We start from the raw sequence: 10,578 nt of genomic DNA, 5'->3' as shown, positions 1-10,578 counted from the left end.
GCTGCCGCAAGTGTAACTGTCAGGACGAGAACGGAAGCCGGAAGGATTCGTTTGGCCCGACGCCTGTAAAACCCGAGAAACGAGATGGTCCCGTCCGCTCCTGCTCGCGCAGCAGAATGCCCGTGATTAGGAACCCTGAAATCACGAAGAAGATGTCCACTCCGACGAACCCTCCCGAAGGCCAGCCGATAAGGTGGTCCAGGATCACAGCCACGACGGCGAATGTCCCGAGACCTTGGATGTCTGGGCGGAACTTCTTCCTGGTCGGGGTGCTGGCGGTCTTCTTGCGCCGCAGCGAATTGGGCACGACTCGTTCAAGAAACAGCGACAAAGAATCCCTCAGATATCAGACCAGCGAGTAGGCGCTATTCTTCGGCCTGTATAGGGCTTCTATCGACCGGTTAAGTTCGGTTCTGCAACTGTTGGAGAGAGAGGAGAAATCTACTCCGTGCGGTTACTGATACCCGTCCACGATGGCGGCAGCAATCTCCTTGTAAGCCCGCCGCGTCTCCGGCTTCAAAACGTCCAGAGTCACTAGGTCGCCGTCAGCCACGCCACGGTCGTGCGGAACCGCGATGAGTTCGCGGCAGATCCCGGCCAGGTGCTCCTCGATGGCATCCTTGTCCACCCGGGAGGACACCTCGTCCTTGTCGGTAATCACCACAATGGCGTTCCGGGCTAACTCCTCGTAGCCGTGGCTGGCCAGCCAGTGCAGGGTGCTGCGGGCCCGCTTGGCGCCCGACACCGCATAGCCGGCGGCAATGACCAGGTTGTCGGCCGACTGCAGGATCCCGCTCATGGCGTTGTGGGTCACGCCGGTGCCACAGTCGGTCAGCGCCACCGAGTAGTAGCTGGAGATGAGCTTGCGGATCCGGAGGTACTCCTCGGCCGTCAGTGAATCCGAGACCTCCGGGTCCTGCTCCCCCGCTATCAGGTGCAGCCGGCCGGCGTGGTGCATGTACCGGGCCAGCGCCGTCAGGGAGTCGATGGACTCGATGTTTTCCAGCAGGTCGGTAATGGTCCTCGGGCTGGCCTGCTGGTAGATGCCCTCGCCCAAGGCGCGCTCCACCAGGTCTCCCGAGTCCGGGTTGGCGTCGATGGCACACGGAGCATCCCCGCGGAATTCAGCGAGGGTCAGGCCCACGCCCACGGTGGTGGACGTCTTGCCGATCCCGCCCTTGAGGCTCAGGATCGCGGTGTTGTAGCTGCCTTGGAGCTGGCGCGAGATCCGGCGGGCCAGCTCGTCCTCCTGGCGTTGCTTGGGTCCAGGACCCATGTTCCAAGCGCCCCCGGTGAGGTTGTACAGCGCACCACGGATGCCACCCCTGGGACGGGGCTTCTGCTCCTTGACGAACAGGCCCGGCGAGCTGATGAAGTCCGGCATCGGGCTCTCGGCGATGGCGTCCGCAACAGTGGGTCGGCTGCGGCGGAAGGACGGCGCCTCGGTGGGAGCGTCCGACAGAGGTTCGGCAGCTTCAGTCGCCACCTCGCCCGGAGCAGCCGCGGGTCCAGAGGACGGCACGGCGGAAGGCACTGAGGCGGTCGGTGCCTCGGGATCGGCTGCAGGCTGCCTGGCGGGTGGCGCCGGTTGTTCATCAGCGACGGGTGCAGGTGATGGTCCACGGGTCGGCCTGCTGGCGTCGGCTGCCGCAGCCGCCTCGGCCCAGGACGTGCGGCGCGTAGCCGGCTTCCCGGCGTCGTTTGAACTGGAAGGGGAAGGGGTTACTGCTGGCATGGTTCCTGTCCAGGCATCCTGAACTGAGCCGTCGGCACGACGTAGGTCGCGGCGTCGGCGCAGCTGCGGCTGCCCTGCATCCTCTGCTTGGGCGCCTGCATTCTGATCCGCCGGATCTGGCATATCTGTCCCCCGGACGTTTCGGCAAACGGTTCTGCGGCACTGGTTCAATCAGTAAGTCTAGGGGGTCAGATAGGAGCTCCTGCCCCGTATCCGCTGGTCAGTGGTGGATGAGTGCCGCTGACACCACGGCTGCGGTGAGCACCAGGAGAACGGCAAGAATGGTGTAGCCCACCCACTTGGGACGGCCTTTGTGGGGGTTGATGTCGACGTACGGCATGGTCAGCGGTGGTTACCTCGGGGTGCGGGCCGGACGGGGATCCTGAGTGCGCGGCGCTTGAGCCGCAGCATCTGGTACAGGACAGCGAAGGGAACCAGCAAGGTGCCCAGCAAAGCGCTCAGCGCCAGGGCGTAGTCCGAAAAAGCCACAATAGCCTCCATTGGTCAAGGTGATCCCCATCGCCTTGACCTAATCACGCGACCTATCGATTGACAAGTCACGTCGAAAAGCGGGACCTAAGCCTCTAGTCCCCTGAGTTCGGGTGGGAGTAAGTGCGACCAGCCTGTTGTAACCACCAAGGCAGCCAATAAACAATGAGAAGTAGGCTTAGATTTCACCTTCAGCATTCCTGCCCGGGCGGCCGACACCATCGGCCCCCTATCGAGGCGCCCAGGGACCAAAGCTCAAGGTTTCGTCAAGAAAGGCGTATTGTTACGGCGTTTCCTGGGGATTGCGTCGGGTCTCCTGCAGCCGTTTGATGAACCAGCGGGACTGCTCAGGCCCATATGGCAGCACGGGAATGGCCTTAGTGGCGTCATTAGGGGTATCCCGGATGGATTGGCGGGCCTGGCGAACAGCGGTAGTCATGGTGTTAGCCATCGTCTTGACGAACTGGTCGCTGCAAGGCTTTCCGTGTCCTGGTATGAGGAACTCGTAGCGGTGACGCAGTGCAGAGATGTGCCGGAGCACATCGGCCCACTCCTCCGGATAGGAGTCCTCGAAGGAGGGATAAGCGCCCTGTTCCACAAGGTCGCCCACGTAAAGAGTGGTCGGCGTGCCAACCAGAAGGTCCCCGTCGGTGTGGCCGCGGCCAAGGTAGAAGAGGGTTGCAGTCAAGCCACCGAGGTCGACCAGGACGGGCTGATCCTTAACTATGGCGTTGGGAACAACGAGTTCCACGTTCTCGCCTTCAGCGGTGAACATCTCAGGTTCGAGCGTCCCTACGTACCGGCGCTGCAGGTTCCCACGCTGGTCTATTTCGGTGGCGCAGTTCTGGTGGCTCCAGAACTCTGTGACGCCAGCTTCGGCAAACGCGGCGTTTCCGAAGAAGTGGTCGTAGTGCGCATGCGTGTTGACTACCACGAGGGGGAGATGTGTTCTCCTACGGACTGCCTCAAGGATCTCGCCTCCCTGACGGGGACCACAGCCCGTGTCGATGACCATGGCCCGCTCGGACCCGACGACAATGCCCGTATTCAGCAGAGATCCTTCAGTAACCAGTACATAATTGTCCGTGCCGACTTCACGCCATTCCGACATCGTTTCTCCGTACCTCCGGCAAAGCAGCCTGCATTCGTCTAGGTGACCGATTGTACCTATCCAGCCCGACGCGGATCCCTGACGACGGTCACGTCGCAACGGACTGCCGTGCCAGCGGCACCGAGATCACAGTCGTTTTGTTCGAAGAAGGTAACGGCAGAAGACGGCGGCGAACTTGAAAGCTTCTCTGAATCTACCTGGCTGGTGGCGCCGTCACCGCATATGGCCAGGACTCCGATCTCCTCGCCGCGGCCCTTGGTGGTGTGCGTTACGCTCATGGCTTGCAGCAGCTAGGTGGTCGGATGCATTGCACTGGATGCCCACCTTGTATTGGGAAAGTTGAACCCGCAGTGCCAGTCCTCGCGGAATATGATCATCACCTAGAGGGGCCCGGACCGTGCGTCTCCAGAGTTCCCCTCCGGTGGACCGGCCGCCCCGCCCCGCCCCGGAGCAACAAAACTTCAAAGTCTTCCTCAGCCCGGTGACTAGCTCCCCGTAACTAGTCGCGACTCAGTGGTATAAGGCAAGAGCGCGCTTCTCGGCTCCGCTGTCAGACGTGGATTTCTCTGCGCATGTTGGGCACAAGCTCTGCAACCATGAATATCAAATACGTAATTGGCATGCCTTAATTGCAGACCCCGTCAGACCCGCCGGAACAATCCCACGATGGAGACACGCTATAGCACCGACCTCAGCGTGGCTGTCGACAGCCTTACAAATGACCCACAGCAGGATCAACCAGAGAATCATACCTATGGCGCCGCCCTCGACATCGTTCTCCTCGCTCCTGCAGAAGAACGTCCAGGACCGTCAGAAGGTGGTCCAGAACGGCAGGGAACTTTGGCTGGCGATCACAACATCTATCAACTTCCCGAAGCCCGCCGTGGTCAGGGCCAAGAGACACTTGGGAAACTCCCGGTCAACGGATACGAAAAACAGAGCGCCAAAGAGGCACAATGCCGTGAGTCAGCAAAAGTCAGGGCAGTCCCTACTCGACGCTAACTACCGTCGACTCAGACTTCAGCGGCTCCCTGGGCAACCCATATACTGGCGGTCGTGCTTTCTCAAGAATCCCATTCCGTTAAGGAGCACGCTTCAATATTGATGATCAAATTAGGGGGGCACTGCGTGAAGACAGGGCAAAACCACAAAGTAGACGTGGTTGTCATCGGACTCGGTTACGTTGGATTACCGCTGGCACAACGAGCAGCTAGTCAGGGGCTTCGGGTAGCTGGCCTCGACAAGAGCAGCGAAACCGTAGCACTGCTGAATTCCGGTAAATCGCACGTAGACGACATCTCTGACTCGGCCGTTCAGCAGATGGTGGATCAGGGCTTCGAGGCAAGTACCGACGACCGTATTCTCAACTTAGCTAAGAACGTCATCATCTGCGTGCCTACTCCGCTGTCAGAAGATGGCTCTCCAGACTTAGCGGCTGTCAGGTCTGCTTCGGTAGCCGTGGCTAAAAACATTTCTCCAGGTACTTTGGTTTCCCTCGAATCAACGACCTCACCCGGCACGACGGAGGAGATACTGCTTCCGCTACTGGAGGACCAAGGATTCGTAGTGGGGGAAACGGTATTTCTTGTGTTTTCCCCCGAGCGCATAGACCCAGGGAACACGAAGTACACGCTGCAGAATACTCCAAAAGTTGTAGGAGGTGTAACTTCCAAATGCCGAGACAGGGGTGTGACCCTGTACCAGTCCTTGGTGGACGTAGTTGTCCCGGTCAGCGGCGTCAAAGAGGCGGAGTTAAGCAAGCTGCTCGAAAACACTTACCGCCAACTTAACATTGCTCTGGTGAATGAACTGGCACGCTATTGCCATGAACTTGAAATAGACATTTGGGAAGTAATCCGAGGCGCCGCCACAAAACCCTTTGGATTCCAAGCTTTCTATCCTGGTCCAGGCATTGGTGGACACTGCATCCCGATCGACCCTAGCTATCTTTCGTATACGGTAAACGCTAAATTAGGGTATCCTTTTAGACTAGTTGAGCTCGCCCAAGAGGTGAATAATTCAATGCCGCAGTACGTGGTTTCGCGAGTTCAAGAAAAACTCAATGAAAAAAAACTCGCGGTCAATGGTGCCTCTGTAGTGCTAATTGGCATCACATACAAGGCGAATATCTCCGATAAACGCGAATCGCCAGCTCGTGAAATCGCAAGACGGCTTTCATCACTTGGAGCACAAGTTTCATTCAACGACCCCTATTACAGCGAGTGGGACCCGTTGAATGAGGGTGCCACTTTGCCGTTCGTTTCCGTCGAAAAAATAGTTCCCGAGGCTGCAGACCTCGTGGTTCTCCTACAACACCATGACGCCACCGACGTTGCCTCGATCGAGAGGTCGGGCTGTACAATCTTGGACACGCGGGGCAAGCTGGCAGCTTCCAACACCGTCTCCCGACTCTGAATCGAAGAGACAAGACGATGCATATGTCACCCACCACATTTCACGCCTTTCCCATGCACGGCCACCATAAGATGCTGGCGGAAGGTTATCGAACACGCGACGCACATGTCTTGGAGTGGATGTCGAAGCTCTTCCCAACTTCCGATATTCAAGTTCACTCACGACCTGACCCGTTCCCACTCAGGCGCTTGGCTATGCGCGGTGCCAGCACTGATGCCCAACTTCCAAACGTTCATGACGACTACAAAACTGTATTGACCGTTCCTCCTCTCCGGCATCCTAAGAGATGGTGGGTTAACTCGATTCGTCATTACGGAACAGTTGTGAAAAACGAGGCCACAATCGTTTGGAATCCGATGATGGGCCTTCGCGGCGAAATCAAAGAACACCAAGGTCCCCTCCATGTGGATTTGCTAGACAATTGGTTAGAGCATGAAGCCTTCAGAACCTTCCGCAATGAGGTAGCAACGAGTTACGCGAACCTCTTTAGATATGCAACTTCTGTAACAGCAAATTCTGAATCCACGCTTAGATTGGCATTGGATCACGGGAGGGATGACGCAGTACTAGTTCCGAATGGATGCGACCCCGACAAGTTCAGTTCGAATAGTACAGCGAGTGGACGCCCCACAGTGGGATACATTGGGAAAATAGGTAGGCGGCTCGACGTCTCACTGATTCGTTCAACCGCCGAGAGTAATCCGAATTGGAAATTCGCTTTTGCGGGGCCAGTTCTTGATAGGGAAGTCGGGATCGCCCTAAAGAGATTACAAAATATTGTCATGCTCGGTGACGTGCACTACTCAAATATTCCGGCATTACTACAGACGTTCGATGTGGGATGGGTGCCTCACGGCGTTTCGAAGGGACAGGTTGGCGGGGATGCAATAAAGATCTACGAATATCGGGCGGCGGGACTTCCCGTAATCACGACGCCAATTATAGGAACCCGGGAAAGACCGATGCCAGGAGTAACGGTTGCGGATGCAAATGCTCATGGAAAACTGATCCGATCGCTCGACTTGCACAACGGAAGAGTGCCACGGATGCCGTATTCCACGCCTCCAGAGCTTACTTGGAAGGCAAAGACAGAGAAAATTCTCGCCCTTATGGAGGTCCATCCGTCCGTTTCTTAGCTCCGCTCCGTCGAACCACTCAGCCGGAGGTCCTCACCTTGCGAGGATCCCACTGTAGCGAAGCGGAGAGCCCAATCTAGGGTTAGGGGCTCTCCGCGGCTGACGACCTTCCTGGTCGTGGGGAAGTGGGTTCGTCCCTTGAAAAGAAGCGGCCAGTAGCCCGGCTGGGATGAGTGTCGCCAGGCGTTCTCGTATCGGTGGGCCAGTCTCGGTCGCGGCCCCTGATCCCCGTTGACGGTGCCGGCGAACGGCCGAAGCGGGCAGAGACAGCGGGCAGGATGTTGTGGACTTTGGAGATGTTCAGATGCAGGTGGTATGCGCTTCTGAACGGACCCCAGCGCCTGGTCACCCGCAGCCCTAGAACACATCGCTCGGTGCGCATTCGGGTCCGGCGCGAGTACGTCAGCGGCTCGCTCCTACGGCCCTCCAGCCCGTCTTCACGGCTCAGTACGGTTTGTGGGGACAAGGATCCCTGGGATAAGCGTCATGCCGCCGTCCGGACGGCAATTCTCAGAGAAAAACCGATTTGTAGTTATCTGCATTGCGATAGCCGCGGGTAGTTCGCTTGATGTTCTTGATCGCTGTGTTTTTGGCTTCAACCTTGCCTGTCGCGGCGCCGGTGATGATGAGCACCTTGACCTCTTTCCACCTCCTGCAGACGGTGCGGTAGAGCCCGTTGGTTTCCGGCCGCGCGGCAGCCTTGACCAGTTCCTCGAGTTCTTTCTTGGCCGCTGCGGCCTCCTCCAGCGAGCCGGTGCGGAGCAGGGTCCGGAGTTGTTCCTTGACCTTCCAGACGACGTGGAGCGTGCCGGTTGGATCGTCCAGGGCGAACACCTCCTCCAACCGGAGCGCCGCCCTGCAGCTGAGGTTGTCGCCGCCACGGAAAAGCAGCATGCGGTGCGCCCAGGCCTTGTCGATGGCCCGGCAGGACCATCTCGCGGCTGCCGGTACATAGACATTGACCCTTTCGGCAGCCCGGTGCAACGGCCACCATCATCAAAAATGCAAAGGGTCAACTGCAAACGCCCCGAATGAAGCCAAAAACCCGCTTGAGGTGAGACACGAGGACTTCGTGTTTTGTTTTACGTCTTGACAAGCACCAAACAGCGCCCGGAGGTCCTCTTATTGCCCCAAATCAGTCCCCACGTCACCTAGCGGGAGAGTTCAGCTAGAGGCCCTTCAACTTTCAAAAGACGCAGCCTGTCTCATCATCAATCACGCAGAGCCAGTTCAGCCAATAGAACTCATAGCAGCGGTCGCGGTTGAGTAGCCTAAGAAACCTTTTCTACTTCCACCTCGACGCTGCGGGTCGATATTGCGCGCTCAATAGCACCCGAAGTTGCCTTTGCTCGCTATGACGGATGCGTTCGCGCAACACCTAGTTCTCAGTCAGATGCGGACATCATACGTCTGGTTCTCAGCGCCAGCCATACCAGCCACATTATGTAGGAACCTAGCGAAATGGAAGCGGCACCCAATATACCAAAATAACCGTCGAGTGATGCATTAAAGGTTATATTAAATACTGCAATGAGACCGACAATAATGAGACTGCCTTTATATTGAGCGCCTGCCAGTAAGGCAACGTAAAACGGTGCACTCCACAGCATGGCCAGTCCGGCTCCCGCAATTAGCAGCGAAAGAAGAATGCTCGGCGAGTATCGCCCACCCGAAACTATTTCAACGGCCCATCCTGCGCCAAGAACAACACCAAAATAGAGTAGCAACGTAACAAGGAAATACTTAACATCGGGAATGGTATGCGCACCGCTAAAAGATGCGCCAAGTGAACGCGTAATATAAGCATTAGACAGCGCTCTAAAGAACCGGTCCATCAATCCGTAGGTAAGAGCATATAAAGCCAGATCCGTGGGGTCGACTAGGGGCTCAAGAATGATCCGATCTGCGCTTGCCATTACCCACAGGCCGAAATTTAGCGAACCAACCATGTGGCTTGAGTAGGAGACCCCCGTATACCGCCTTGCGGACCAGCGCCACAGGGACGGGACAATACTGAGTACATTGCCCAAAAGCACCGCCATGAAAGCCCAAGTTAGAGACAGTATGTCGAATAAAATACCGCTCATTAAAACAATAATTGGACTGACTACGCGAATTATCAGAAGAAACAAATATCTTTTGAAGCGAGCTGCGCCAATTTCAAATGAGATACTGGCTTCCGCGAGAACGAAAGTCATCATAGAGGCTGCTGCCAGCACGCCATCTATATAAGAGGCGCGAAGAATAACTACGTAGCCGCCGCATAGTATCGACACAACAGAAGCTATAAGAAGCTCCGAGAGCCTGAAAGAGATCTTATGAGCGCCTTCAGCAGCGGTCCGCGCAATACGAGTACCGGTGGCTGTTCCAACTACAGCATTGCCTATAGCCCAAATCGCGGTCACCACGGCGTAGTGAGCATAATCCTGAGAAGGCATCCAGCGAGAAAGTATCACTATTGCGATAATGGCACTTAGAGCTGATAGGATTTGCGCAACAACGGTCTGGTGCACAAAGACTTTTCCCAAAAGGTCAAGTGCCTTTTTCATGAACAGTCTTTGCGCCCAAGAAGGTTCTCGAGCTCAACAGCAGCAGCTTGGGGAGTAAGGACTTCCATGAACCTATTACCGCTAGAATGAGATAAGTTACTCATGGCCGCCTTCCGGATCAGGCCTATGATTTCGCCGTAAGTCTGATCATGCCTCAGTGGCGATATCGCATCCCCCGCGATTTCTTCGATCGCAGGTGTCGGCGTTGCGACTATCGGAACCCGCGCGCGCATCGCGTCCACAATCTTGGCAGGCAGCTGATATTGCGCGCCCGCATTTGAATCAGTGATCGGAATAACGGCGACATCAATATTTGCGTAGGCACGATCTAGCGGGGTCGCGGGGTCAATTTCCAGCCAATTACAATCCGTAGAAAGCGGCACACCCAGCCCACAGTTTCGAAAGGTAACTAAAGTAAGGTCTCGATCAGCGCGCATGATGTCAAGTAAAAGCTGGCTCCCTTTATGGGGTCGGAGTGTACCGAAACACCCGAAGTGCAAATTTCCGTCCTTTAAACGACTTTGCCTCGCCTTCACCGAGGCCGGTACGCGGACGTGCGGCACCCTAGCGTACGGAACATAGGAATTGGGATACCTTGTAGCGAGCGCATGTGTGGAAAAGGTGAAGCTGTCAGCCACGGAAGCAATAGCATCTTGCGATTTACGGATCCTCCACGGGTTTCCGCGTCGAAACCATGACAGTTTGAGATGGTTGGTCATCGAGCTTTTTCGAAAGGCGATTGCCAGCGCTGCATCATCATCATCCAAATCCAAAATAACGGTCGTGTCGGGATAGCGCCGGCGCACGTAGCTTGCGACCTTAGACAAAGGATCTAAACCTTTGGAGAGCCATACAACGGATGAGTGACCGCGATGGCCCAACAACACGCGGTCAAGATCTTTTCGCCAGTTCCGGGATACACGCAATACAGGCGTGTCGAACTGGGATACTCCTGGCCAGATTTTTCCACGTCCGAACGAGATCAGCGTGGTTTCTCCCAACTCTTTAGCGACTAAGGCCATTGATAAAGCCCGGCCAAGCGCGTTAGAACTTATATTCTGGTTGACGATAACAAAGTGAGGCTTCATACCACCGTTTAGTGAAGGGCTGGTATCCTCGCTTCTTTCCAATTTGTAGTTCAAT

Annotated in this window: 11 protein-coding genes; 3 read left to right on the top strand and 8 right to left on the bottom strand. The window is 56.4% G+C overall.

From position 1 onward, the window contains the following. Positions 1-19 precede the first annotated feature (19 nt). The 5 genes from ASG86_RS01500 to ASG86_RS20375 form a co-directional block, all read right to left on the bottom strand. Complete coding sequence (locus ASG86_RS01500) at positions 20-307, bottom strand: acyltransferase family protein (protein WP_056329183.1); 288 nt, start codon at positions 305-307, stop codon at positions 20-22. A 147-nt stretch (positions 308-454) separates the two neighbouring features. Continuing rightward, positions 455-1,522 (bottom strand): MinD/ParA family ATP-binding protein, encoded by a 1,068-nt coding sequence (locus ASG86_RS01495; protein WP_235565048.1) that lies wholly within the window; start codon positions 1,520-1,522, stop codon positions 455-457. A 555-nt stretch (positions 1,523-2,077) separates the two neighbouring features. Further along, on the bottom strand, positions 2,078-2,224 hold the full coding sequence (locus tag ASG86_RS20380) for a hypothetical protein (protein WP_156386086.1): 147 nt from the start codon (positions 2,222-2,224) through the stop codon (positions 2,078-2,080). A 283-nt stretch (positions 2,225-2,507) separates the two neighbouring features. Further along, a complete protein-coding gene (locus ASG86_RS01490; protein ID WP_056329178.1) occupies positions 2,508-3,335 on the bottom strand; it encodes an MBL fold metallo-hydrolase in 828 nt (275 codons plus the stop codon). A gap of 56 nt (positions 3,336-3,391) precedes the next feature. Then, a complete protein-coding gene (locus ASG86_RS20375) occupies positions 3,392-3,613 on the bottom strand; it encodes a hypothetical protein (RefSeq protein WP_156386085.1) in 222 nt (73 codons plus the stop codon). 388 nt (positions 3,614-4,001) lie between these two features. On the opposite strand from ASG86_RS20375, the gene ASG86_RS20370 reads away from it, so the two are divergent. From ASG86_RS20370 to ASG86_RS20025, 3 genes are all read left to right on the top strand, one after another. Continuing rightward, positions 4,002-4,337, top strand: a complete 336-nt coding sequence (locus ASG86_RS20370) for a hypothetical protein (RefSeq protein ID WP_156386084.1) — start codon at positions 4,002-4,004, stop codon at positions 4,335-4,337. Between the two features lie 54 nt (positions 4,338-4,391). Then, positions 4,392-5,750, top strand: coding sequence for a nucleotide sugar dehydrogenase (locus ASG86_RS20030; protein WP_235565047.1), 1,359 nt, complete (start codon positions 4,392-4,394; stop codon positions 5,748-5,750). Between the two features lie 194 nt (positions 5,751-5,944). Beyond that, on the top strand, positions 5,945-6,886 hold the full coding sequence (locus ASG86_RS20025) for a glycosyltransferase (protein WP_235565046.1): 942 nt from the start codon (positions 5,945-5,947) through the stop codon (positions 6,884-6,886). 510 nt (positions 6,887-7,396) lie between these two features. Here ASG86_RS20025 and ASG86_RS01485 read toward each other — a convergent pair. The 3 genes from ASG86_RS01485 to ASG86_RS20020 form a co-directional block, all read right to left on the bottom strand. Further along, positions 7,397-7,780 carry a transposase gene (locus tag ASG86_RS01485; RefSeq protein ID WP_056329176.1) on the bottom strand — a complete coding sequence of 128 codons (384 nt, stop codon included), beginning with the start codon at positions 7,778-7,780 and terminating at the stop codon, positions 7,397-7,399. Positions 7,781-8,271: 491 nt separating this feature from the next. After that, the gene (locus ASG86_RS20360) at positions 8,272-9,435 is read right to left on the bottom strand and encodes a lipopolysaccharide biosynthesis protein (protein ID WP_156386082.1); all 1,164 of its coding nucleotides are present in this window, start codon (positions 9,433-9,435) and stop codon (positions 8,272-8,274) included. After that, the gene (locus ASG86_RS20020; RefSeq protein WP_156386081.1) at positions 9,432-10,577 is read right to left on the bottom strand and encodes a glycosyltransferase; all 1,146 of its coding nucleotides are present in this window, start codon (positions 10,575-10,577) and stop codon (positions 9,432-9,434) included. Before ASG86_RS20020 ends, ASG86_RS20360 begins: the two co-directional genes overlap by 4 nt. Position 10,578 lies beyond the last annotated feature (1 nt).

Source organism: Arthrobacter sp. Soil764 (assembly GCF_001428075.1).
Classification (GTDB): Bacteria; Actinomycetota; Actinomycetes; order Actinomycetales; family Micrococcaceae; genus Arthrobacter.
Note: the sequence above shows the minus strand (reverse complement) of the source record. Positions and strands in the feature narration are given on the sequence as shown.

Coding starts and splice junctions, on each gene's coding strand:
- ASG86_RS01490 (WP_056329178.1), bottom strand. CDS start 3,335: ATGTCGGAATGGCGTGAAGTCGGCACGGACAATTATGTACTGGTTACT.
- ASG86_RS20375 (WP_156386085.1), bottom strand. CDS start 3,613: ATGAGCGTAACGCACACCACCAAGGGCCGCGGCGAGGAGATCGGAGTC.
- ASG86_RS20370 (WP_156386084.1), top strand. CDS start 4,002: ATGGAGACACGCTATAGCACCGACCTCAGCGTGGCTGTCGACAGCCTT.
- ASG86_RS20025 (WP_235565046.1), top strand. CDS start 5,945: ATGCGCGGTGCCAGCACTGATGCCCAACTTCCAAACGTTCATGACGAC.
- ASG86_RS01485 (WP_056329176.1), bottom strand. CDS start 7,780: ATGCTGCTTTTCCGTGGCGGCGACAACCTCAGCTGCAGGGCGGCGCTC.
- ASG86_RS20360 (WP_156386082.1), bottom strand. CDS start 9,435: ATGAAAAAGGCACTTGACCTTTTGGGAAAAGTCTTTGTGCACCAGACC.